Consider the following 22,847-nt stretch of genomic DNA (forward strand, 5'->3'; position numbering starts at 1 on the left):
CCCTGTTTACGATTTTATGTAATCGCGATTTCCTATTAGACGTGACCGTTTAGGCGGTCACCGAATTCAATCATAAAACGAACCATCGCCAGACGCCAATTCTGGATCGGCATTGTCCATTTCTTAGAGGCTGTCTGAATCGCCAGCCAAACGTCAGCGTATGGGGAATTATACCTTGCCCTCTGCCATTTTCCATGGCCGCAGTTTTTCTCAATCCGGAGTTGGCTGGCATAACTCATCCAGGCCAGTCATGACATAATCGAAGGGGATCAGCCCATTGGCTTTTGCTGTTTCAATGACGCTATAGAGGATCTCGCTCGCCTGTGTACCACTTGGAGTATGACTGAACAGCCACGCATTTCGCCCGATGACAAACGGTTTGATCGCTCTTTCCGTCCGGTTATTGTCAATCGACAGCCGTCCATCCTCCCGTACGCTTACCGATCTGGTTGGCGAGCTGCACCAGTAAAGCGTCCACAGTTCAAAAGCCTGACCGACTCCATCGACACGCCATCAGGCCGGTTTTTCTTCTACGTCATGGCCAGCCTCACCGAAATGGAGCGTGAGCTGATCGTCGAGCGCACCCGTGCCGGGCTGGATGTCGCCCGTCAGCTTAGCCGCAAGCCCAAGATGACAGACAGCAAGATCGAGTCGGCCAAGAAACTGCTGACCAGCGGTGTTCCACCCAAGGACGTCGCCAAGAACCTTGGCGTATCAGTTCCTACGCTGTACCGATGGGTGCCGGCATCAACGCACACTTAGCGAATGAAAGGGACTTTCCCTCGATTGGGTTACTGTATTGATTTTCCGTGCCATCATGGGGAGTAACCAAAATTTGACACTCAATTTAATTGAGGATCTAAAATATCGATTACTTTAGCTAAGACTTCATCAACGACATTAGGTTCAGCTTGTGCTGAATAGCTAGCTTTGCGTTCATTCAAATCAAGTGAACGAATCTGGTAGCAAAGCGCAACACTGGTAATTTTTCCGGTATCGATACTTGAGCCATCTAGATATACGGTAATAGCTTCAGAACGTGCTAGCCCTCCACCACTGGTAATTGGAACACAAAGTGCAGTGTCTAACTTTTGATTCAGTGCAAATTCAGAGATAACCAGATAGTAATGGACCCCTTTAAACTCCTGCCGCTAACGGGGTCGCCGTTAGCATGCCAGATTTCACCTTTGCTTGGGACGCTCCTTCTACGCACCATTAAATCACCTCATTACCAACAGGATGAGAATTTAGATCATCGCCTGTTGCTTCGTTGAAAGTCCGCACTTCTGTTTCATCAATGCCTTGCAACAACTCAGAAAGAGACTTCCTGCCTCTGGCTATTCTACCTGTTGGTTTGATGCTTATTCCGTCGCCTGACGTTTTTACATCCAATTTTGTACCTACTGACCACCCCGTTGCTGTTGCAACGTCACTAGGGATTGTGACAACCACTGCCCCGCCCTGTTGACGTAAACGTGTTATTGCCATAATAACCTCCAATCAATGTGTAACTTTATCTCACAAAGTCACACTTTTTGCTTTAAATAAGGCTCCCAACAGAATGAGGAAAAAATAGTACACTAAACATTGGTGTCAGTTTGAACTATAGCTAAATCATATTAATATGACATAATATCTAACTCTAAGATAACAAGGCATAAAATGAGATGGGCTACAGCTTAGATTTTCGAAAGCGAGTACTGGCATACAAAGACAAGCATTCGTTGACTTTCGAACAAACGAGTGCCCATTTTGAAATCTCCATGCGTACCTTGTTCCGGTGGTGCAATAAAATAGAACCTTGCATGACCCGCGATAAACCCGCCACGAAAATCCCTGATGAGGTACTCATTGCGGATGTCCAAAATTTTCCTGATGACTATCAATGGGAAAGAGCAAAACGTTTAGGTGTTTCACAATCGGCTATTCATTACGCCTTGAAACGGCTGAATATCACCCCGAAAAAAAACGCTCCAACACCCTCGCGCTGATCCTCAATCTCGTCAGGCATTTATCGAGCACATCAGCGATGATGAACAGACTGGCAGACCCCTTGTTTATTTGGATGAAAGTGGTTTTGCTCAATCGATGCCACGTAAACAGGGGTATTCGGAAAAAGGGTTACGCTGTTTTGGTACGCATGACTGGCACGCAAAAGGCCGTCTCAACGTCATTGGCGCCATTCTCGAAAATACCTTCGTCACCTTAAGCTTATTTACCGGGAATATTAATGCCGATGTTTCTTATGCGTGGATGACGCAAGATTTGCTGCCAAAGCTTCCACACGGAGCAGTGATAGTGATGGATAATGCGCCTTTCCATAAACGGAATGACACGACACAAGCGATAGCAGACAGCAGATGTCAACTGGAATGGCTTCCCGCTTATAATCCGGATTTAAACCCTATAGAACACAAATGGGGCGGAGCAAAAGCGATAAGGAGGCAAAAAAGATGTTCAGTTGATGAGTTGTTTACGGAGCATATTGAATAGGTCAGGTTATGTTGATTCTGCTATATGTAGTGACCTACAATCGAAAACTGTTGTTGATTGTAGGCCACTACAGATATAGGCTTGTTTTAGTTCACCTAGGTGTAAGTGGTGATGTAGAATGCTACATACTTTATTTTTTGAGGTTTATAACATGACATTGAAATATCAATTAGCTGACTTACAGAAAAAAGCCAAAGAAAGAACTGTAAAAACCCAGAACATAGAGTATGACTTAGAGACATTAGTAAAAAAAATAGACCGTAAAACAATAAAGCTTAATCCTGATTATCAGCGCAGACATCGCTGGACAACGGAGGCTTCATCTCGGCTAATAGAAAGCCTAATACTTAACATACCGGTCATGTATTAAATGGTTAGTTGCTGTGATATGCTTCCGGCTTTTTAAGGATGAAGTATGGCCAAAGTTGATGTCTATTGCCGTTATTGCCACAAATCAGAACAGGTCAAAGGACATGGGAAAGGAAATGGCGGACATCCTCGTTATCGCTGTTATAGCTGCTGTAAGGTCTTTCAGTTGGCGTATACCTATCAGGCCTGCAAACCCGGCGTTAAAGAACAGATTGTCGATATCGCGATGAATAACGGGGGAATTCGTGACACCGCTCGGATCCTGAAAGTCGCCACCGCCACCGTCATGAAAACATTAAAAACCTCAGACCCCGAAACGTAACGACACTTCCCCTTGCGGAATGTGGCATCCAGATTGTCTGTGAAATCGACGAGCAATGGTCGTTTGTCGGCAATAAGAAAAACCAACGCTGGCTTTGGTATGCTTGGGAACCCCGCCTGAAGCGAATAGTGGCTCATGTTTTTGGCGATCGCAGTCGAAAAACGTTAGACAAGCTGCTTACCCTCTTATCTTCCTTTACTATTCGGTTTTACTGCACGGATGACTATGTTGTTTATGACCCACTTCCCGAGGAAGAGCACTTGACTGGAAAGGCGTTTACTCAGCGTATAGAGAGAACGAATTTAACGCATCGTACCCGAATCAAAAGGCTGAATAGAAAAACCATTGGGTATTCAAAATCGGAAGAAATGCACGATAAAGTGATAGGAACCTTTATTGAACGTGAACATTATTTTTAATACCTAATCTAATCATTTAATACATGACCCAGAAATGAACCATTGGGCTATTGATTTCTTATTCATGAAAAAATCCCCTAAATGTAAAAAAACAGGCTGACTATAATATCAAATATCTCCTATTGGGATACACTCTAAGTAACAGCATTATACAAATTAAATCCACGATAAATATCTCAATAAAATAAAAACCAATAAATTCACTAATCCATTATAAAATTTCTTATTAAACCAATAAAAAATTTATTTAAATTAATTTTTAAACTTATGCAAATAAGACTTACAGCCATACTTTAATAAGTATTATTAAAAATTATTTCATTTAAACAATTAACTATATTTATTATTTTAAATAAGAGAGAATAATACTTGACATTCTCCTTCAGCTAGTTAAAAATTAATTTTAGTATTTGTTTTATAATACAAATGGATTATTACATGTTATTTTCTCTCAATAAACACAAAATAGAAAACCGTTTACAATTCTGTCAAAAAAGATCACAATACTTTCTATTATTTAATGTACTTTATCGGGTGCAATCAATATACCATACTTTAAAAAGTATTGTTTCAAACCAAATAAACTTGTCATTGATACCATTATTGATTTTTACAAATCATGCTCAGGCAAGCGATTTCGTCAATTTTCAATCCATTGACACCAGCCTTTACCTACAATTCGAAAATAAAGTTGCCCCTCAGAAAACGATCTCTCCCATTATAGAGGCGTATGGTGATTACAAAATTGGCGATATGTATGTTTACAGTATTTGGCAAAATTCGCTGCAACATGACTATCAAGACGATAAAAGCACCTATTACTATAAATTCGTCCCCAGACTCAGTGCCAGCAAGATAACGGGGTATGATCTTTCCTATGGCCCGTTAAAAGATGTGCTGTTTGCCCAGTGGATTGCCAAAACCAAAAACGTAAAATACGATTATTTCCCCGGTATCAGCCTTGACTGGCAAGTCCCCGGGTTTAGCTGGCTGCGTACCCTGTTTTATTTTGAAAATAATGCAAAAGGAAATTGGAACGATCAACGAATTCATATTGACTATGCCATTCCTTTCAATAATCAATTGGGGGATTTTCGGATCGTAGGGACGTTAGATTATACGCTTGGGTTACACGATAATCCTGAAATGCTGGAGTTCAAGCCAGAATTGCATTATGACTTGGGGAAAAAACTGGGCTATCAATCAGGGCATTTATGGACAGGCCTTGTTCTGAATACAACCAAGAATAAGTACAAAATAAAAGATACACCGTACTATCGCACGAACCAATTCAGCTATGGCGTGTTTATTCGATACAGCTTTTTCTAATAAACACATAAAATAGTGCCGTTTTTAGTGGTTTATAGCCTTTTATGGGGTCACAATGTCCATTCAACACGACAAATTCGGGCGTACTTATCAGTGGTTTTTGCTGGTACTTTTAGGTATGGTATATTTTTTATCCACAGCAACAACCTTTACGTCATTGGGCGTTGTTCTGCCCAGCATGATCAACGAGCTGGGCTGGAACTGGACGAATGCAGGTTTGGGATTCTCTCTGCTTGGCCTGACCTGTGGACTTTCCAGTTTTCTGCCAACATTGTTCATCCGTAAGATTGGTGTCCGCTTCACCCTCTTCATTGGTCTGCTGATTTTTCTTGCCGGTTTCTATCATCTGTATAACACCCATGTCATTTTATCTTATTTTATCGGGACAGCCTTATTGGGTATCGGATTTACCTTTTTAGCGACAGTTCCCGGCACTTATGTCATTTCACGGTTATATGAAAAACAGTCCCTTGCCTTTGGTTTCTATTTCACCATCGGTGGGCTGGGGGGCGTCATTGGCCCGTGGATCTATTTTCTGGCCACCCGTGTCTGGGGAACATGGCGTATGCACTGGATGATTTCCGCCATTGTTCTGACCGTATTTGTACTTCTGACTATATTTATCCTGCAAGAAGGCAAACGGGAAGTTGCCCATGCCAAGGCCGTTAATCAAAAGCACAATAGCCAGAACCCCCTGAAAATTTATCGCACTAAACAGCGCTGGACTGCACGGAGAGCGCTGCGTACATGGCAATTCTATGCCATTGCCGCCACTTACACTGCGTTTTTATGGTGTGGTATTACAGTTAACAGTTTTGCCGTTGCGCACATTATCGAGAATGGCTTCAGTGAAGCTATCGCCGCAGGGCTGCTGAGTTCAATGGCCTTTATCAATGCTTTTTCAAGACTGGCCGGAGGCGCGGTAGGCGAGTGGCTTGATCCGAAAAAATTGCTGATTGGCAGCCTGACCGTCATCATTATTGGTTTGATCTCGCTGAGTATCGCGTCTTCATGGCCTTTCTTGATTGGATTTACGCTATTTGTCGGTATGGGCTATGGGATGACTTTCCTCGCCTCCAGTGTCCTGCTTGCCAATTATTTTGGACGTAAGCCTTATCTGGAGTTGTTTTCGGTCATGAACCTGATTTCTACTCTGGCTTGTCTGGCACCTTTTTTTGCCGGGGCGGTTAAAGATTATTCAGGCAGTTTTACTTCGGCTTTCCTCATTATTGCCATCCCCGTATGTGTTGTTCTTGTCGTAACATTGATGATGAAACCGCCTGCTCAAAAAATGAAAAAGCGTTTAGTCGACAATTCCCCATTCACCGAATAGGGTAATAGACGAACTGAAACCGTGCACAAACAAGGAAATAGTGATGTCAAAGAAAGAGTTCGGTGTATTCCTGCCCATCGCTAAAGGCGGGTGGATCATCTCCAAAAACACGCCGCCACTGGATGCGTCTTATCAACAAAACCGGGAGGCTGCCATTCTGGCCGATCAGATTGGCCTTGATTTCATTATGTCCATGGGTAAATGGCGCGGGTTTGGCGGGGAAACAGACCATTGGGGTAGCTCACTCGAATCTGTCACGATGATGGCCGGCATCGCTGAGGTCACTCACCGCGCTAAGTTGATCGCCACGGTTCATGCGGGGCTGCACAATCCCGCAGTGACGGCCAAAATGATCGCCACGTTGGATCATATCAGTCAGGGACGTGCAGGGCTGAATATTGTTTCCGGCTCTTTCAAAGATGAGTTTGAACAAATGGGCGAATGGGATGGCAGTCTGGATCATGACCAGCGCTACGCCATGACCGAAGAGTGGACACAATTGGTCAAAAGGCTCTGGCGTGAAAAACATGTTGATCATGAAGGAACCTATTTTCACCTGAAACAGTGTGTTTCTGAACCTAAACCTCTTTCACTGCCCCGTCCTTATCTGGTTTGTGCCGGCCAATCCGAACGTGGCCTCCATTTCAGTGTACGTCATACTGATGTCTGTTTTATCGGGGGCAAGGATGAGGCAGAAACCCGCAAAATTAGTTTAACTGCCAAACGCATCGCATCAGACTGCAACACAACCACCAAAACTTTCTGCATGTGTACAGTTATTTGTGCCGAAACCGATGCCTATGCTGAAACTCTCGCTCAGTTTTATCGCCAAGGTTTGGATGTGGAAGCGGTCAGAAATATGATGCACAGTTTTGGTGTCGATGTAGATGGTAAAAACAATGCCATGGTTGAACGATCACAAAATGCTTTCATGACCCATACCGCCATTGGTACGCCAGACACCTGTTACAAGCAACTGTCAGATTTACTACACTCCTGTGAACTGGATGGCCTGATGTTAATTTTCCCTGATTATATTAAAGGATTGAAGGTATTCGGCGATCAGATCCTGCCCAAATTGAGAGCTGAGTTCGGCTGATTGGCCTATCCCATTCACCTGCCAGCCAATCATGATTCCTTTGACAAATGGGAAACCTCATATGAACGGTTTCCCATTTATTATTAATAGTTCGGTTTATTCCGGCAAACGCCGGTGCAGCCCTTTACCACGTAATAATCGAATCCCTAACCAACTACCGCACAATGAAAGCAGCAGACTACTGATGATAGGAAGCAGGAACCACATCTGCCATTGCGGTTGCCACGGGAACTCAAACACTTTTGTCTGCAACAGCCAGAGTGCCACTTCCGCACCCAATGCCGCAGCCAGACCTGCCATGAAACCCAGCAAGGCAAATTCGCTCCACAATGTGCGCCGCAACAGTTTTTTGCTCGCCCCCAAAGTACGATAAACCACCAGCTCAAGCTGCCGTTGGCTCATGCCTACCTGAATCTGTGCCAGCAGAAGCAGCGCACCACAAATCATCACCAGAACAACCATAATTTCCAGCGCCTGACTGATTTGCTGCAAGATCCCCTGTATTTGTTTAAGCATAGTCCCAATGTCCAGCATACTAATGGTCGGGAAATGACGATTTATTTCCGTGAGAAGCCGCCCATCTCCTTCATAATGAAAACTGGTCAACCATGTCTGAGGCTGATTATCCAGCGTCTCTTTGGAAAAAATAAAGAAGAAGTTCGGATGCAGGCTTTCCCAATCAACCTTACGGATGCTACTCACACTGACCTGAAATGTCTGTGTGTTACCCGTAAATGTCAGTTTATCACCCACATTAATTTGCAGCTGTTCTGCTACGCCCTGCTCAATGGACACTTCCTTCGGTTTCGGTGGCCACGTTCCTTCCACGAGAGTATTGAAGGGGGGTAATTCGGCCTTCCATGTCAGATTGAGTTCGCGACGCACTGTCGTGCTCTTGGGATGCCTTTCGTCAGCCCATTCAATCGCCGACTGCCCATTCACTTCCGTCAAACGCGCCAGAACCACAGGATAGAACTCAGTCGGCTTCACTTGATATTTCGCCAGTAAGTCATTCACTGGTGGAATTTGTGCCTGAGTCATGTTGATCAGGAAATAATTCGGGCTATCCGGTGGCAATTGCTGCTGCCATCGGCTTAATAAATCTCCCCTCGCCATCACGAGTAATGCCAGTAACATGAATGACAGCGAAAATGCAGCCAATTGCGTCATAGTCTGGAACGGGCGGCACAGCAGCCGATTAACTGCCAAACGTAAACTGAGCTGGCGAAATTTCATGCGACGCAGCAGCCATAAACCACCCCAGCCCAATATTGCCAGCAGCAAAGCGACAACCGGCACACCCGCCAGCAATGACCATAGGAGCGGCTTAGTGCCAGCCAGTAGTACTAATCCCCCCGTCATAATCAGCGCCACGGTGGGCAGGTAGTAACGTAACGGCCAGATCGCCGCAGTGATATCACTACGCAATACCCGTGACGGCTGCGTCGCCATTAGCTGACGATAAGGGCGAATTCCCACCAGCAGAGCAATCCCCAGCAGCGAACCTATTGCCCACATCCACGGCCACATACCCGCTTCCGGTAACGTTTTTGGCAGCATCGCAGCCAGAACCCGAATCAAAGCGGATTCAAAAATCAAACCTAAAATGGAGCCGACAACAATGGCAGCGAGCAATATCACCAGCCACTGCCCGACGATCCACTGACGCAACGCCCAACGCCCTGCCCCCAGTGTTTTCAAGATCGCAATCAGGTTATGACGGCTGCGGCAATAGTGCGTCATCGAAACAGCTACCGCCGCCGCCGCAAGCAACAACGTTAACAGTGCCGACAGCAGCAAAAATTGCTGGGCGCGATCAATAGACTGAGCCAGTGCGCCGCTGTCCTGTTTCAATGTGAGCCAACGTTGATCCGCTTTTAATTGTGGGTCAATCCATTGCTGGAATGATTGTATGGACTCTGGTGAGCCGGAAAACATATAGCGATAAGTCAGGCGGCTTCCCGGTTGGATCGCGCCTGTCGCTTTGGCATCTTCAATATTGATTAAAATACGCGGAGAAAGCTGGAATGGATTGAAGCCACTATCAGGTTCCTGAAGCAGCTCACCACGGATCTTCAATACCGCATCACCCACGTCAAGACTATCCCCTACTTTAATACCCAATAGCACCAGTAAGCGGGGAGCGACCAGCACTGAACCTTTTTCCGGTTTCAATCCCTGTGGGTGGGTTTCCAGTTCACCATACAGCGGATAATGTTCATCAGCCGCTTTCACCTGAGCCAGTTGCGGAACGTCTCCCGCATAGGTCATGGTCGAAAATGAGATCTGGCGGCTCAATGTCAGCCCTCGTTCCTGTGCCTGTTTCAACCAGGATTCATCAACGGGATAAGAAGCCTGCAATACCAGATCACCCGCCAGAAAATCACGGCTCTGGTAATGAACGCTCTGATCAATCCGATCGCTGATGCTCCCTAATGCCAGCACACAGGCCACGGCCAACGTCAGGGACAGCCAGACAATTAATAGCGATGGTGTCCGCCATTCACGCCAAAACCAGCGCCAGATCATACTTCCTCCTGCAATGTTCCATCCACCAGACGTAAACGACGCTGGCAACGGGCTGCAAGCCGGCTGTCATGGGTTACCAAAATCAACGTGGTGGCGTAATCGTGATTAAGGGAAAATAAGAGATCCGCGATGCGATCACCCGTTTGACGATCAAGATTACCGGTCGGCTCATCGGCAAACAGGATTTTGGGGCGGGTACTGAATGCCCGTGCCAGAGCAACCCGCTGCTGCTCTCCCCCCGAAAGTTGGGCTGGCATGTGTTTCAGGCGTTGCCCTAATCCTAACTGTTTAAGTAATTCAATGGCATTCTGACGACTTTGATTTTCCGATTCACCGCGAAGCAGCGCGGGTAATTGGACGTTTTCCAGCGCGTTTAAAGTTGGGATCAACATAAACGACTGGAAAACAAAACCTACATTTTTTGCCCGTAGCTGCGCCCTTTGTTCTTCGTTCATACGACTGATGTTTTGCCCCAATAAGTGGACTTCGCCGCCGCTGCCATCATCCAGCCCCGCAATAATACCCAGAAGGGTTGATTTCCCTGATCCCGATTCTCCAATCAAGGCAATTGTCTGCGCAGGCTCGACAACCAGCTCAACACCTTGCAATATATTAATTACCTGTTCCCCCTGACCAACATGTTTAGTGAGATGATGAACTTCAAGAATACTTTCTACAGCCATGTATGTTTCCTTTTATTATTGGTGCTATGCAGCGCCAGAGCAGCCGCAGCGGATACCCTGCTTATATTGGGTGATAGCCTTAGCGCCGGTTATCGCCTGCCTGTTGAGCAATCCTGGCCGACTCTCATGGCAAAAGAATGGCATCAATCCGGCAATAAAACGGCTATTGTGAACGGCAGTATCAGCGGTAATACCACGGCACAGAGTCTTGAACGCCTGCCTGAATTGTTGAAACAGCACAACCCTAAATGGGTTTTGGTTGAACTCGGCGGTAACGATGGTCTGCGTGGTTTTTCCGTTCAACAAATAGAACAAGATTTGCAAAAGATCATTACTTTGATTAAACAGGCAGATGCTCAGCCTTTATTAATGCAGATTCGTATTTCGCCAAATTATGGAAAACGCTACACCCAATCTTTCACTAAGATTTATCCTTCATTATCGGAGCGTAATCAGATCCCACTGTTACCCTTTTTCATGGAACACGTTGCTATCAAGCCGGAATGGATACAAGATGATGGCCTGCACCCCAACCAATTCGCACAACCTTTTATTACCCATTGGATGTCTAACCAACTGTCAGCATACATCCCCTTTAAGTAAAAATATTTATTAATAGTAAATCATTTATTTCAATAAATTGATGTAAATAAGCAGGTAAAGTTATGCAAAAAGCGGTTCTTATTACCGGATGCTCCAGCGGAATCGGGCTGGTCGCCGCCAAAATCCTTCATCAACGTGGCTACCGAGTATTTGCCGCTTGTCGCAAATCCGCTGATTTAGCACATATGCGCGAATTGGGATTGGAACCCATAGAATTGGATTTGGATGATAAAGAAAGCGTCGAACGTGCCGCCGAGCAAGTCATTCAATTAACCCATGGACGTTTGTTCGGGTTGTTTAATAATGGAGGATTTGGCGTTTATGGCCCACTAGAAAGCGTTTCCCGCGAACTAATGGAAAAACAGTTTTCAACTAATGTATTTGGTACTCATCAATTGACCTCCCTATTATTGCCCGCCATACGCGCTTATGGTAAAGGGAGGATTGTTCAGACCAGCTCCGTATTGGGATTAATCTCTACACCAGGCCGTGGGGCATACGCAGCCAGTAAATTCGCCCTTGAAGCATGGTCAGATGCGTTGAGAATAGAACTGGCAGACACGGGAATTAAAGTCAGTCTGATAGAACCCGGCCCAATCACGACGCGTTTTACAGAAAATGTGAATCAAACACAGCGCGATCACCCTGTCGAAAATCCAGGTCTTGCAGACCGTTTCAGACTCACCCCCGAGGATGTGGTCACGAAATTGATTCACGCTCTGGAAGCTCCTAACCCTAAAATACGTTATCCGGTAACATTATTGTCCCATGCCATGACAATTCTCCGGCGTATATTACCCACGAGATTAATTGATAAAATCGTGAAGTGGCAAAGCTAATTAAGATTGAAAATCCTGCTGATTAACCTTATTTATTCATGTCATCGCCTTATAACGAACTGAAGAGAAACGTCCCATGGAATCGATAACGAACACGAATAGCCATACCGCACACATCATTCATATCAATGAATCTAATATTGCCTCAATGATTCAGCATTCACTCACTCAGCTTGTCGTGTTCTATTTCTGGTCTCCACAGAACCTGCATTGCCATGAATTGGAAGAAACCCTTGATAAGCTGGCGCATGAGTATGCCGGGCAATTTGCTCTGGCCAAAGTCGATTGTGACCAATTACCTAATGTCGCTGCGCAATTTGGTATACGTACTGCACCAACCGTGATTTTCGTACAAGAAGCCCGCCCTGTTCACGGTTTTGAGGGAATTCAGACAGACGAAACTATCAGAGAAATGTTTTCTCAATTTCTGACTCAACAGAAAAAATCACTGTTAGAGCAAGCCAATGAACGACTTGCAGAAGGGAAAAATCAGGAAGCCTTGCCTTTACTGAAAGAAGCACACCAGGCCGAGCCAAAAGAGACTGAGATTACATTACTATTAGCTCAGGTATATATTTCGCTCAATCACCTTGAAGACGCCCAAAACATCTTGGATACCCTCCCATTAGAAGAACAAGATCAACGCTATAATGATTTGCTGGCAATCCTTGAGTCACAGAAGCAGGCGGCAAATTCTCCTGAGATTCAACAACTCCAGCAAGCGTTAGAAATTCAGCCAGAAAATGCTGAACTTGCTGTTCAACTTGCCGCCAAACTGCACAATGTTGGTCGTAATGAAGAAGCACTGGAACTGCTATTCAGTTTTCTGAAAAAAGATCTTTCTGCCGCTGATGGTGCAGTGAAAAAAACGCTGATGGATATTATTTCCGCTCTCGAAACCGGAGATACACTAGCATCTCAATACCGTCGTCATGTATACTCTTTACTTTATTAATTAAGTAATACTTATATATTCCATAATTAGCTAATAAAGGAATTGTTATGGATTTACTCTCTTTCGGTACTGTACCCATTCTTATCATTATTGCAGTTGTCATCGTCTTTACTTGTGTGAAGACCGTTCCACAGGGCTATCAGTGGACGGTAGAACGCTTCGGGCGCTATACCCGCACACTGACGCCGGGGCTGCATATCATCATGCCATTTGTTGATCGTATCGGCCGTAGAATCAATGTGATGGAACAGGTTCTGGATATCCCGTCACAGGAAGTAATTTCCCGTGACAACGCCAACGTCACCATTGATGCCGTCTGCTTTATTCAGGTTGTCGATCCCGTGCGGGCGGCCTATGAAGTCAGCAATCTTGAACTGGCCATCATTAATCTGACCATGACTAACTTCCGTACTGTGCTGGGAGCAATGGAACTGGACGAAATGCTGTCTCAGCGCGATTTAATCAACAGCCGCCTGCTGACTATAGTTGATGAAGCCACTAACCCATGGGGTGTGAAGATCACCCGTATTGAGATCCGCGATGTACGTCCACCGAAAGAGTTGGTCTCTGCGATGAACGCTCAGATGAAAGCCGAGCGTACCAAACGTGCAGATATCCTTGAAGCGGAAGGTATTCGTCAGGCCGCCATTCTGAAAGCGGAAGGCGAAAAACAGTCACAGATCCTGAAAGCGGAAGGTGAGCGTCAATCTGCGTTCCTGCAAGCTGAAGCCCGTGAACGTGCCGCAGAAGCAGAAGCGCGGGCAACAAAAATGGTATCTGACGCCATCTCTGACGGTAATATTCAGGCAATTAACTACTTCGTCGCCCAGAAATATACCGATGCCCTTACCCGTATTGGAGCAGCCGATAACAGTAAAGTCATCATGATGCCGCTGGAAGCCAGCAACTTGATGGGCGCTATCGGTGGTATTGCGGAATTGATTGGCGAAAGCAAGAAGAGCAAACAGGATAAATAGCCATGATTGAACAGATTGCCACTCTACCCGTCTGGTTCTGGCTCTGTTTTGGTGGCCTGTTGCTGATTGCAGAATTGCTGGGAACGGGGGGATATCTCCTGTGGACAGGAACAGCGGCCGTCGTTGTCGCCTTGATCACATGGGTTTTCCCGGAGATGAGCTGGGAACTGCAAGGCATTCTGTTTGCTGTTCTGACATTGCTGTCTGCCATTGCGTGGCGTAGCTGGCTACGCTATCGTCCACGCAAAAATAACGATGAGACACTCAATCAAAAAAACCAGCAGTTAATTGGGCTTCATGCCCGCTTAACCAGCGCGACCGAAAACGGCTATGGCCGGGTCAAACTAGCCGATGGCAGTTGGCGTGTTCACTGTGACAGAGAACTTCCAGCTAATACGGAAGTTGAAGTGATCGCCGTTGACGGGATCACGTTGAAAGTGAAACCCGTCGCAAATCAACCGTGATGCGTACAACAGCTGGATAATTGCTCAATGATGGGGCAATCTGCCCCATCATCTCCCGGACATTCCGCCGCCAGTGCCAGCAATTTTTCCCTTATTTTCTGCAATTTCACCATAGTGTTTTCTATTTCAGCCACTTTTTGCAGGGTTGCTGTTTTCACATCTGCACTATGGCGACGAGGATTGTGAAACAACCGTAATAGCTCACGACATTCTTCAAGCGTAAACCCCACTTCTTTCGCCTGACGCAACAGGGTCAGTTCATCAATATGCTTATGCTGGTAATAACGATAGCCATTATCTCCGCGATCCGGCGCAGTGATCAGATCTTTTTCTTCATAAAACCGGATAGCTTTGCTGGTTAAACCGGTCTTTTGAGCAATTTCGCTGATATTCATAATTTCCCCTTGACCCTCCCCTTGCAGGAAGGTTTAGCCTTGATGATATGGCCGCTATTTTTCTTGAGTTATCAATATCACTATCTTTGTATCACGGTAAATAGATAAAGCTAAGTATATCACTCCGTATCAGGAAGGAGATTTTGTTATGTCCACAACAACTATTCTTACACTTCAGGGGTTAACCTGTATGCACTGTGTCGGCAGTGTCAAAAAAGCATTGGAAAATGTATCCGGTGTTGAACAGACTGATGTTACCCTTGATTATGCCAAAGTTATCGGAAATGTATCCTCCACAGTTTTAATTACCGCGATTACCGATGCCGGTTATGAAGCCGTCGTCGCCACTCAGCCCGATATTGAGTTACAACTTTCAGGCTTAAGTTGTATGAAATGTGCCGGCAAAACCCAAAAAGCGCTGGAGTCGGTAGAAGGGGTTATTGCGGCCAAAGTCGATACTCAGACTGCGAAAATTTACGGCAAAGTAGAGAGCAACGCTTTAATTAAGGCCGTCGAACAAGCCGGATATCACGCCGAGTTGGCGGCAGGTACACGCTTCCCAAAAACTGAGCCGCTGACAATATCTGCCCCACAAACACCGGAGTTTTTGGCAGCGGCAGAAAACGCAACTCCGGTCAGAAATCCCGAAAATACAGTGAGTCATGATACTCCCGATAACGACAATGACAGTATTCAGCTTCTGCTGGATGGCATGACCTGTGCAAGTTGTGTCAGTAAGGTACAGAAAGCGCTGCAATCCGTCGATGGGGTGGAAAATGCCAGAGTGAACCTTGCAGAAAGAAGTGCATTAGTCACTGGTGCGGTATCCCCTAATGCGTTAGTTGACGCAGTCATCAAGGCAGGTTACGGCGCGGAAGTGATTCAGGATGAAACCGAACGTCGCGAGCGTCAGCAGCAAGTTGCACAGGCCAATATGCGCCGTTTCCGCTGGCAATCAGCTTTTGCCTTGGCCGTCGGGGTTCCGGTCATGGTTTGGGGTATGTTGGGTGACAATATGGTGCTCACTCCCTCAAATCACGCTATTTGGCTGACGATTGGTTTGGTCACACTGGCTGTCATGGTGTTTGCAGGCGGCCATTTTTATCGCAATGCGTGGCAAAGTCTGAAAAATGGCAGTGCAACCATGGATACGCTGGTCGCTCTGGGTACAGGCGTCGCCTGGCTCTATTCTATCAGCGTCAATTTATGGCCGGAGATTTTTCCATCTCAAGCCCGTCACCTTTATTATGAAGCCAGCGCGATGATTATCGGTTTAATCAACCTCGGCCATGCTCTGGAACAACGCGCCCGTCAACGCTCTTCCAAGGCACTTGAACGATTGCTGGATTTAACCCCTCCGACTGCACGGGTGATCACCGAAAAAGGTGAAAAAACGCTGCCATTGGCGGATGTGAAACCCAACATGATACTGCGTCTGACCACCGGTGATCGCGTACCTGTCGATGGTGAAATTATTCAGGGCACCGTCTGGCTGGATGAAGCTATGCTGACAGGCGAACCGATCCCCCAACAGAAATCAACCGGCGATGGCATTCATGCAGGCACAGTCGTTCAGGATGGGACGGTGTTGTTCAGAGCTGCTGCGGTTGGCAGCCAGACGACACTAGCCCGGATCATCAAACTAGTGCGCCAGGCACAGAGCAGTAAACCGGAAATCGGCCAATTAGCAGATAAAATATCATCAATATTTGTTCCCGTCGTCATTGCCATCGCACTGGTCGCTGGCGCTATCTGGTATTTCATCGGCCCTGCTCCACAACTCATGTACTCGCTGGTCATCATCACTACCGTCCTGATTATCGCCTGTCCCTGCGCCCTTGGATTGGCGACACCAATGTCCATTATTTCTGGTGTGGGACGAGCGGCAGAGTTAGGAGTGCTGGTGCGTGATGCCGATGCCCTGCAACAAGCCAGTCAACTGGACACCCTTGTTTTCGACAAAACGGGTACTTTGACAGAAGGCATGCCACAAGTTACTGAAATAAGTACTTTTAACGGATTCACCGAAGAACAGGTATTGTTATGGGCTGGCGCGTTGGAGAGTGGCTCAAATCATCCTCTGGCAAAGGCTATTGCGCTGAAAGTGGCAGGGCAGAAATTGCCAGAAGTACAGCAATTCCGCACATTAGCCGGATTGGGAATACGTGGGGTGGTTGGAGACACAACACTGCTACTGGGGAATCAGAGTTTGCTTGAGCAAAATCAGATTGAAACTGCGGAATTAAAAACCTTGATGGCGACACAGGCAGAAAAAGGCATAACTCCCGTCATCTTGGCGGCTGATGGCAAAATCGCTGCCCTGTTTTCCATTCGTGATCCTCTGCGTCAAGATACCCTTTCTGCCCTACAACGCTTGCATCATCAAGGTTATCGTTTAGTCATGCTGACGGGAGATAATCCGGTAACAGCCAATGCTATCGCTAAAGAAGCAGGGATTGATCAGGTGATTGCCGGTGTGTTACCTGATGGTAAAGCGGCAGCCATTCAAACACTACAATCTGAAGGCCGGAAAGTCGCCATGATCGGTGATGGTATCAATGACGCACCTGCGCTGGCACAGGCAGATGTAAGCATCGCAATGGGAGGTGGCAGTGATATCGCCATTGAAACGGCGGCAATTACCCTGATGCGCCATAGCCTCAACGGTGTTGCTGATGCTGTTGCGCTTTCCAGAGGAACATTGCGCAATATGAAGCAGAACCTGTTTGGCGCATTTGTCTACAATACATTAGGCATCCCAATTGCGGCAGGTGTCCTGTATCCCTTCACAGGAACCTTGCTAAATCCTGTAGTTGCAGGGGCAGCAATGGCGTTGTCTTCAATTACAGTCGTCAGTAACGCTAATCGGTTATTGCGCTTTAAACCCAAGCATTGAATTTCAGAATAAAGTCGACAAAAACTTATTATTCAGCCCACGAAAAGCTAAACAGAACAGAGTTTAGCTTTTCGTCTATAACAATCTTCCCACTTTCTTGTTAATCTTTAACACGTTAGCATATCGATGAGTGCCAACTATTGGAGTCTGTAACATGGGGAAATTGATGACATATCTCAACAATGTATTAAGACTGAATTCCCAACGGCATTACCCCTATCCTGCTTTTGACATCACCCTGCCAAAAAATAGGCATTTGCACATTGTGGGTAGCATTCACATGGGCACAGAAAACATGTTTCCACTTTCTGAGATACTACTGGAGCAACTGGAACAGTGTGATGCCCTCATCGTTGAAGCGGACATCACGCAACCCGGATCTCCCTTCAAAGAAAAATTTCCAGAACAAGTTGCGCTGTCACTACGTTTATCACCTGAACATTTTGACCGTTTAACGCATTACTGCCATGAGATTCAGTATCCTCTAAGATCACTGGATGCATTACCCTCATGGCAAGTCGCTTTGATATTGCAGGCAGCTCAAGCTCAATATTTGGGATTGCGCCCTCAATATGGCATTGACTGTCAATTGTTGGATAGCGCAAAAGCCATCGATAAGGTCATTATTGAGTTGGAAGGGACGGATACTCAGGTTAACTTACTCTCCAACCTGCCAAATGGGGGTATTTCACTGTTAGAAGATACACTTACCCATTGGAATACCAATGCGCGTGCTTTACAGACGATGATTAGCTGGTGGATGAATTATAAACCTGCGCAGCAAAACCAAGCATTACCGCAGACCTTCTGCGAAGAGCTCCATCAGACATTGATGGCCGAGCGCAACCATCAGTGGAATGAACAATTACACGCTTTACCCGCAGGCAAATATTTAGTTGCTGTAGGAGCTCTGCATCTTCATGGTGAAAACAATCTGCTACAGATGATGGAAAGAATACAAGGATAAAAACTATCCTTACTCGTCTCATTTTTACAGAGAAATTTTACAGGAAAATAGGATGACACCCGCCGTTATTTTACTGGAAAAACATAAAATTCACTTCAAACTTCACCCTTATGAACATGATACGAATGAACATAGTTTCGGTGATGAAGTGGTTAAAAAACTCGGTTTGGATGCCAAACAGGTTTTTAAAACACTCTTGGTTTCATTGAATGGCGATCCCAAAAATCTTGCTGTCGCAGTTACGCCGGTTGCAGGACAGTTGGATTTGAAAAAAGTCGCCAAAGTCTTCAAGGCTAAGAAAGCAGAGATGGCAGATCCCCAGATGGCACAAAAGGTGACTGGCTATCTGGTAGGCGGCATTAGCCCACTAGGGCAAAAAAAACGTTTGCCCACTGTTATCGATAGTCAGGCTCAAATCTTGCCAACCCTATTTATTTCTGGAGGCAAGCGAGGATTGGATATTGAATTGGTGCCAGCCGATTTATGCCAACTACTTAATTGTTCCTTTGCCGATATTGCTAAAGTCTGAAAATAAATTGCAATTACCAATAAAAGGAGAAAGCAATTCATTAATAACTATGATTTTTAATAATTATATTATTATTTAGTTTCAACCATTCCTATTTTAGATAATTTAAAATCACTCAGCATAATAAGTAAAGACCACCTATCTTACAGGTGGTCTTTTTATACAGATAACTAACGACTTTCCTATCAACGACTACCACTGATCACTTATGAACAATTTCACCTTTCGGCTCATAATCAGTAGCTTTCAACGGAGAGTGCTTCTCGATATAGCCTTTCAACACTTCAGCATCAACGAAACCGGTATCCACGTACCCAGGTAAGTTATCGACACGTGGATAACCATCACCTCCGATAGCGTTAAAGTTCAGTGTAGCCATACGATAAGTTTTATTAAGATCCAACGGCTTGCCACCAATTTTCACATCACGGATCTTTTTGCCATCAACCACAAAACTGACATTATAAAACTGCCCGTAAGCACCTGAATCCGTCTCCATATTTGCCGCAGCCGTCAAATATGGCAAGACTTCGCGACCTTTGAAATCCACATAAACCAGTTGGTTGGCAAATGGATGAACTTTCAGGACATCTTTGTAAGTAATATCCCCTGCTTCGATAGAATCACGAATCCCTCCCCCACTCATCACGGCAAAATCAGCATTTGTCCGTTCCATCTGAGCTGCCAGTACAAGATGCGCCATATTGGTCTGGATGAAACGCACTTTACTGCGATCACCTTCTAATTTTCCATCTACCACGCCCACCTGAACATTTAATTTCCGGCTGCCTTTATCCTGATATGGTGTCAACAGCTTCAGCATTGCAGGATTCTCAGTAATTTGATGAGTGTAATAAGCTCTCCCTGTGCTGCCGTCTTCGTTTTTTACTTTTTTCTGTAAGTTGATGGGGATCAATTGATAATGAACCAATTTGAATTCACCGTTACGAAATTGGAAATCAGCACGGCCGACATATTTGCCCCATTCATGTGCCTGCACAATCCATGTTCCATTCTGGCGATCTGGTGAGCAAGGTGTTCCCGGTACATAATCCATTTGTTTGTAGTTTTTATTCTCTGCTGACATACAGACCGGATCTTGTGAATGCCCCCCCACAATCATATTTAAATAACCCGCAGGCAAACTGCGCGCCATTTCAACATCCCCCGCAGCATTGCTGCCATGATGCCCATCGTTATAGTGCCCCATATGGGTTGCGGCAATGATCACATCCGGTTTTTCATTCTTTTTCAGCTCATCAATAACTTTTTTCGCTTCTTCCGCCGGTACTCGGAATTCAACATCAGGGAAGTTGGCTGGGTTTCCTACCTTTGCCGTATCATCGGTTGTCAAACCAATAACCGCAATTTTCACGCCTTGATTATCAAACATCACATACGGCTTAAATAAACGCTTGCCAGTACTGGTTTGATAAATGTTAGCAGACAGAAATGGGAAATTGGCCCATTTTTCCTGCTGATGCAACACGTTTAAAGGTTTATCAAACTCATGATTCCCCAGCGCCATTGCATCATAACCCACCAAATTCATTCCCTTAAAATCTGGCTCAGCATCCTGCATATCCGATTCGGGAACACCAGTATTGATGTCCCCCCCGGATAACAGCAACACACTGCCTCCTTTCTTGGCAACTTCCTGACGGATAGAATCTACCATCGTTTTCTGAGCTGCCAGACCATACTCGCCATGATCGTTCTGCCAAAAGTGGCCATGATGATCGTTAGTATGCAGAATTGTAATATCGTAAGTTTTATTCTTTTCCCAAGCAGCTGCACTTATCGGCAACAATGACAAAGAAACGACAAGGGCACATGCTGATGTTTTGAACGAAAATTTCATGGGTATCTCCATGTTCCTTAAATATTATCTGTTATGTAACAATTATTAGTTTTATGAAAATTATAAACCTATCCCATCAAGACATGCTACTTTTCTACAGCAGTGTCTATATAACATTATCTCTGCTGGAACAGGCCCTAATCCAACACCAGAATAGAGTGATGCACCTAGGTGCTAGGATATATTTTCCAATCAAGATTACAGAATTGTGTCATTAATTAGGGTTTTATTTTATTTTTATGGGATAAGTATCAAATTATATCAATGTAAGTAAAAATTTTATTAGCGGCCTAATATGTATTAAAGTGTAACAATTAAACAACAATTCAACGCCATACAACACAGGCTGGATTGATGGGAAAACCAATATGAGTGAACAAAGCACCACAAAACGATTGCCTGATTCATCAAGAAAAACACATCAGACTGTTTTTTCAATTCTCGGTGCAATCAGCTTATCCCATCTGCTTAATGATATGATTCAATCGCTGATTTTGGCGATTTATCCACTATTGCAATCTGAATTTACTCTGAGCTTCATTCAAGTTGGGATGATTACACTAGTTTATCAGGTAACTGCGTCCCTGCTACAACCCCTGATTGGTCTGTATACGGATAAACATCCACAACCCTACTCACTGCCCATCGGGATGGGATTCACTCTGTCTGGATTGCTTCTGCTGGCTTATGCCGAAAGTTTCCCTATCATCTTACTGGCTGCGGCACTGGTCGGTACAGGATCATCCGTCTTTCATCCTGAGTCATCACGGGTTGCGAGTATGGCCTCCGGAGGACGTCATGGACTGGCACAATCCCTGTTTCAGGTAGGCGGCAATCTGGGAAGCTCACTGGGGCCTCTGCTGGCTGCAATTTTCATCGCTCCTTATGGCAAGGGAAATATCGGGTGGTTTTCTCTGGCAGCACTGCTGGCGATCGTCATTCTGTTGCAAGTCAGCCAATGGTATAAGATGCAGCACCGAGCTTCTAAGTTTCTATCATCCACTCATATTTCTCAGCCGAATTTCCCCAGAAAAATGATTGTGCGTTCTTTTGCCATTCTGCTGCTCCTGATTTTCTCAAAATATTTCTATCTCACCAGTATCAGCAGTTACTACACTTTTTATCTGATCCAGAAGTTCGGCCTTTCAGTACAAAATGCCCAGATCCATCTGTTCATTTTTTTGTTTGCTGTAGCTGCAGGCACTATGATTGGGGGGCCTATCGGAGATAAAATAGGCCGGAAATATGTCATATGGGGATCAATTCTTGGCGTTGCGCCCTTCACTCTGCTTTTACCTTATACATCACTATTCTGGACGGGGCCCCTTACCGTAGTCATTGGCCTGATATTAGCATCTGCATTTTCTGCTATTCTGGTCTACGCTCAGGAACTTATTCCTGGCAAAACGGGAATGATTGCAGGTTTGTTCTTTGGGCTGGCGTTCGGCATGGGTGGTATCGGTGCAGCCGTTCTCGGTTATGTAGCGGATAAAACCAGTATAGAGTTAGTTTATAAAATCTGTGCTTTTCTACCACTTCTTGGTATTTTTACTCTATTCCTGCCAAATATAGAAATAAAACCACAAAAAAACCATGAAAAATAACATAATGACATAATTATATAATTGACATTTTTCTTTGTAAACAAGCGTAAATAATGACAATATCTACATAAAATACCATTAAAATACCATTTATGTAGATAACCTGCATTTATACCCACTAGTAGCTTTGTTTTAAATGATTTATACAATACATTATTACCTCATTTAACCCTAAAATCGA

General features: G+C 45.2%; 23 protein-coding genes and 2 pseudogenes. 17 read left to right on the forward strand and 8 right to left on the reverse strand.

The features are described from left to right. Positions 1-35: 35 nt before the first annotated feature. Positions 36-239, reverse strand: a complete 204-nt coding sequence (locus tag XBJ1_RS21325; protein ID WP_071822454.1) for a hypothetical protein — start codon at positions 237-239, stop codon at positions 36-38. Next, a pseudogene (locus tag XBJ1_RS21330) lies at positions 211-429 on the reverse strand (IS66 family transposase); the annotation flags it as partial. The pseudogene XBJ1_RS21330 and the gene XBJ1_RS21325, both read right to left, overlap by 29 nt. On the opposite strand from XBJ1_RS21330, the pseudogene XBJ1_RS06775 reads away from it, so the two are divergent. Beyond that, positions 425-762: pseudogene (locus tag XBJ1_RS06775) on the forward strand (recombinase family protein); the annotation flags it as partial. The pseudogenes XBJ1_RS21330 and XBJ1_RS06775 overlap by 5 nt on opposite strands. Before the next feature lie 80 nt (positions 763-842). Here XBJ1_RS06775 and XBJ1_RS19620 read toward each other — a convergent pair. Together XBJ1_RS19620 and XBJ1_RS06780 are read right to left on the reverse strand one after the other, a co-directional pair. After that, positions 843-1,121, reverse strand: coding sequence for a type II toxin-antitoxin system PemK/MazF family toxin (locus XBJ1_RS19620; protein ID WP_012988082.1), 279 nt, complete (start codon positions 1,119-1,121; stop codon positions 843-845). Between the two features lie 94 nt (positions 1,122-1,215). Then, on the reverse strand, positions 1,216-1,488 hold the full coding sequence (locus XBJ1_RS06780; protein WP_012988083.1) for an AbrB/MazE/SpoVT family DNA-binding domain-containing protein: 273 nt from the start codon (positions 1,486-1,488) through the stop codon (positions 1,216-1,218). Positions 1,489-1,667: 179 nt separating this feature from the next. On the opposite strand from XBJ1_RS06780, the gene XBJ1_RS06785 reads away from it, so the two are divergent. The 7 genes from XBJ1_RS06785 (at position 1,668) to XBJ1_RS06815 (ending at position 7,364) form a co-directional block, all read left to right on the forward strand. Beyond that, complete coding sequence (locus tag XBJ1_RS06785) at positions 1,668-1,991, forward strand: IS630 transposase-related protein (RefSeq protein ID WP_012988084.1); 324 nt, start codon at positions 1,668-1,670, stop codon at positions 1,989-1,991. After that, positions 1,951-2,493, forward strand: a complete 543-nt coding sequence (locus tag XBJ1_RS06790; RefSeq protein ID WP_343232783.1) for an IS630 family transposase — start codon at positions 1,951-1,953, stop codon at positions 2,491-2,493. Before XBJ1_RS06785 ends, XBJ1_RS06790 begins: the two co-directional genes overlap by 41 nt. A 118-nt stretch (positions 2,494-2,611) precedes the next feature. Then, positions 2,612-2,863, forward strand: a complete 252-nt coding sequence (locus XBJ1_RS06795) for a DUF262 domain-containing protein (RefSeq protein ID WP_041573264.1) — start codon at positions 2,612-2,614, stop codon at positions 2,861-2,863. A 45-nt stretch (positions 2,864-2,908) separates the two neighbouring features. After that, positions 2,909-3,603, forward strand: a protein-coding gene (locus tag XBJ1_RS20675; RefSeq protein ID WP_143827612.1) for an IS1 family transposase whose coding sequence is annotated in 2 segments (ribosomal slippage) — positions 2,909-3,164 and positions 3,164-3,603 — 696 coding nt in all. Because the reading frame shifts where the segments join, the coding sequence is not laid out codon by codon here. A gap of 603 nt (positions 3,604-4,206) precedes the next feature. After that, positions 4,207-4,932: an outer membrane protein OmpK gene (locus XBJ1_RS06805; protein WP_230578726.1), complete on the forward strand. Its 726-nt coding sequence runs from the start codon at positions 4,207-4,209 to the stop codon at positions 4,930-4,932. A gap of 55 nt (positions 4,933-4,987) precedes the next feature. Next, positions 4,988-6,265: a CynX/NimT family MFS transporter gene (locus tag XBJ1_RS06810; protein WP_012988088.1), complete on the forward strand. Its 1,278-nt coding sequence runs from the start codon at positions 4,988-4,990 to the stop codon at positions 6,263-6,265. A gap of 43 nt (positions 6,266-6,308) precedes the next feature. Beyond that, a complete protein-coding gene (locus tag XBJ1_RS06815; RefSeq protein WP_012988089.1) occupies positions 6,309-7,364 on the forward strand; it encodes an LLM class flavin-dependent oxidoreductase in 1,056 nt (351 codons plus the stop codon). Between the two features lie 96 nt (positions 7,365-7,460). Here XBJ1_RS06815 and ybbP read toward each other — a convergent pair whose 3' ends face one another. Then, on the reverse strand, positions 7,461-9,893 hold the full coding sequence (ybbP, locus tag XBJ1_RS06820) for a putative ABC transporter permease subunit YbbP (protein WP_012988090.1): 2,433 nt from the start codon (positions 9,891-9,893) through the stop codon (positions 7,461-7,463). Next, positions 9,890-10,576 (reverse strand): putative ABC transporter ATP-binding protein YbbA, encoded by a 687-nt coding sequence (ybbA, locus tag XBJ1_RS06825; RefSeq protein WP_012988091.1) that lies wholly within the window; start codon positions 10,574-10,576, stop codon positions 9,890-9,892. The genes ybbP and ybbA overlap by 4 nt, the downstream gene beginning before the upstream one ends. Between ybbA and tesA the strand changes: the two genes are divergently transcribed. From tesA to XBJ1_RS06850, 5 genes are all read left to right on the forward strand, one after another. Continuing rightward, positions 10,547-11,179: a multifunctional acyl-CoA thioesterase I/protease I/lysophospholipase L1 gene (gene tesA, locus XBJ1_RS06830; protein ID WP_173346409.1), complete on the forward strand. Its 633-nt coding sequence runs from the start codon at positions 10,547-10,549 to the stop codon at positions 11,177-11,179. The genes ybbA and tesA overlap by 30 nt on opposite strands. Before the next feature lie 62 nt (positions 11,180-11,241). Continuing rightward, on the forward strand, positions 11,242-12,018 hold the full coding sequence (locus XBJ1_RS06835; protein ID WP_012988093.1) for an SDR family oxidoreductase: 777 nt from the start codon (positions 11,242-11,244) through the stop codon (positions 12,016-12,018). A 76-nt stretch (positions 12,019-12,094) separates the two neighbouring features. After that, positions 12,095-12,973, forward strand: a complete 879-nt coding sequence (locus tag XBJ1_RS06840; RefSeq protein WP_012988094.1) for a thioredoxin family protein — start codon at positions 12,095-12,097, stop codon at positions 12,971-12,973. Positions 12,974-13,020: 47 nt separating this feature from the next. Then, complete coding sequence (locus tag XBJ1_RS06845) at positions 13,021-13,950, forward strand: SPFH domain-containing protein (RefSeq protein ID WP_012988095.1); 930 nt, start codon at positions 13,021-13,023, stop codon at positions 13,948-13,950. A gap of 2 nt (positions 13,951-13,952) precedes the next feature. Next, positions 13,953-14,414, forward strand: coding sequence for an NfeD family protein (locus XBJ1_RS06850; protein WP_012988096.1), 462 nt, complete (start codon positions 13,953-13,955; stop codon positions 14,412-14,414). On the opposite strand, the gene cueR is transcribed toward XBJ1_RS06850, so the two are convergent. Then, the gene (gene cueR / locus XBJ1_RS06855) at positions 14,405-14,809 is read right to left on the reverse strand and encodes a Cu(I)-responsive transcriptional regulator (protein WP_012988097.1); all 405 of its coding nucleotides are present in this window, start codon (positions 14,807-14,809) and stop codon (positions 14,405-14,407) included. The genes XBJ1_RS06850 and cueR overlap by 10 nt on opposite strands. 148 nt (positions 14,810-14,957) lie before the next feature. Here cueR and copA point away from each other — a divergent pair, with 148 nt between their 5' ends. The 3 genes from copA (at position 14,958) to ybaK (ending at position 19,201) form a co-directional block, all read left to right on the forward strand. Then, positions 14,958-17,705 carry a copper-exporting P-type ATPase CopA gene (gene copA, locus XBJ1_RS06860; RefSeq protein ID WP_012988098.1) on the forward strand — a complete coding sequence of 916 codons (2,748 nt, stop codon included), beginning with the start codon at positions 14,958-14,960 and terminating at the stop codon, positions 17,703-17,705. Between the two features lie 154 nt (positions 17,706-17,859). After that, positions 17,860-18,672, forward strand: coding sequence for a TraB/GumN family protein (locus XBJ1_RS06865; protein ID WP_012988099.1), 813 nt, complete (start codon positions 17,860-17,862; stop codon positions 18,670-18,672). A 52-nt stretch (positions 18,673-18,724) separates the two neighbouring features. Further along, positions 18,725-19,201 carry a Cys-tRNA(Pro)/Cys-tRNA(Cys) deacylase YbaK gene (gene ybaK, locus XBJ1_RS06870; RefSeq protein WP_012988100.1) on the forward strand — a complete coding sequence of 159 codons (477 nt, stop codon included), beginning with the start codon at positions 18,725-18,727 and terminating at the stop codon, positions 19,199-19,201. A gap of 202 nt (positions 19,202-19,403) precedes the next feature. Here ybaK and ushA read toward each other — a convergent pair whose 3' ends face one another. Beyond that, the gene (gene ushA / locus XBJ1_RS06875) at positions 19,404-21,062 is read right to left on the reverse strand and encodes a bifunctional UDP-sugar hydrolase/5'-nucleotidase UshA (RefSeq protein ID WP_012988101.1); all 1,659 of its coding nucleotides are present in this window, start codon (positions 21,060-21,062) and stop codon (positions 19,404-19,406) included. A gap of 368 nt (positions 21,063-21,430) precedes the next feature. Here ushA and XBJ1_RS06880 point away from each other — a divergent pair, with 368 nt between their 5' ends. Then, positions 21,431-22,666: an MFS transporter gene (locus XBJ1_RS06880; protein ID WP_012988103.1), complete on the forward strand. Its 1,236-nt coding sequence runs from the start codon at positions 21,431-21,433 to the stop codon at positions 22,664-22,666. Positions 22,667-22,847: the final 181 nt, after the last annotated feature.

Source organism: Xenorhabdus bovienii SS-2004 (assembly GCF_000027225.1).
GTDB lineage: Bacteria > Pseudomonadota > Gammaproteobacteria > Enterobacterales > Enterobacteriaceae > Xenorhabdus > Xenorhabdus bovienii_C.

Excerpts from the sequence above, each read along its gene's own strand:
- XBJ1_RS21325 (WP_071822454.1), bottom strand. The coding sequence starts at position 239 with ATGAGTTATGCCAGCCAACTCCGGATTGAGAAAAACTGCGGCCATGGA.
- tesA (WP_173346409.1), top strand. The coding sequence starts at position 10,547 with ATGAACTTCAAGAATACTTTCTACAGCCATGTATGTTTCCTTTTATTA.
- ybbP (WP_012988090.1), bottom strand. The coding sequence starts at position 9,893 with ATGATCTGGCGCTGGTTTTGGCGTGAATGGCGGACACCATCGCTATTA.
- ybbA (WP_012988091.1), bottom strand. The coding sequence starts at position 10,576 with ATGGCTGTAGAAAGTATTCTTGAAGTTCATCATCTCACTAAACATGTT.
- XBJ1_RS06785 (WP_012988084.1), top strand. The coding sequence starts at position 1,668 with ATGGGCTACAGCTTAGATTTTCGAAAGCGAGTACTGGCATACAAAGAC.
- ushA (WP_012988101.1), bottom strand. The coding sequence starts at position 21,062 with ATGAAATTTTCGTTCAAAACATCAGCATGTGCCCTTGTCGTTTCTTTG.
- XBJ1_RS06845 (WP_012988095.1), top strand. The coding sequence starts at position 13,021 with ATGGATTTACTCTCTTTCGGTACTGTACCCATTCTTATCATTATTGCA.
- XBJ1_RS06840 (WP_012988094.1), top strand. The coding sequence starts at position 12,095 with ATGGAATCGATAACGAACACGAATAGCCATACCGCACACATCATTCAT.
- XBJ1_RS06815 (WP_012988089.1), top strand. The coding sequence starts at position 6,309 with ATGTCAAAGAAAGAGTTCGGTGTATTCCTGCCCATCGCTAAAGGCGGG.
- XBJ1_RS06795 (WP_041573264.1), top strand. The coding sequence starts at position 2,612 with ATGCTACATACTTTATTTTTTGAGGTTTATAACATGACATTGAAATAT.
- XBJ1_RS06780 (WP_012988083.1), bottom strand. The coding sequence starts at position 1,488 with ATGGCAATAACACGTTTACGTCAACAGGGCGGGGCAGTGGTTGTCACA.
- copA (WP_012988098.1), top strand. The coding sequence starts at position 14,958 with ATGTCCACAACAACTATTCTTACACTTCAGGGGTTAACCTGTATGCAC.
- XBJ1_RS06865 (WP_012988099.1), top strand. The coding sequence starts at position 17,860 with ATGGGGAAATTGATGACATATCTCAACAATGTATTAAGACTGAATTCC.
- XBJ1_RS06880 (WP_012988103.1), top strand. The coding sequence starts at position 21,431 with ATGAGTGAACAAAGCACCACAAAACGATTGCCTGATTCATCAAGAAAA.
- XBJ1_RS06850 (WP_012988096.1), top strand. The coding sequence starts at position 13,953 with ATGATTGAACAGATTGCCACTCTACCCGTCTGGTTCTGGCTCTGTTTT.
- XBJ1_RS06810 (WP_012988088.1), top strand. The coding sequence starts at position 4,988 with ATGTCCATTCAACACGACAAATTCGGGCGTACTTATCAGTGGTTTTTG.
- ybaK (WP_012988100.1), top strand. The coding sequence starts at position 18,725 with ATGACACCCGCCGTTATTTTACTGGAAAAACATAAAATTCACTTCAAA.
- XBJ1_RS06835 (WP_012988093.1), top strand. The coding sequence starts at position 11,242 with ATGCAAAAAGCGGTTCTTATTACCGGATGCTCCAGCGGAATCGGGCTG.
- cueR (WP_012988097.1), bottom strand. The coding sequence starts at position 14,809 with ATGAATATCAGCGAAATTGCTCAAAAGACCGGTTTAACCAGCAAAGCT.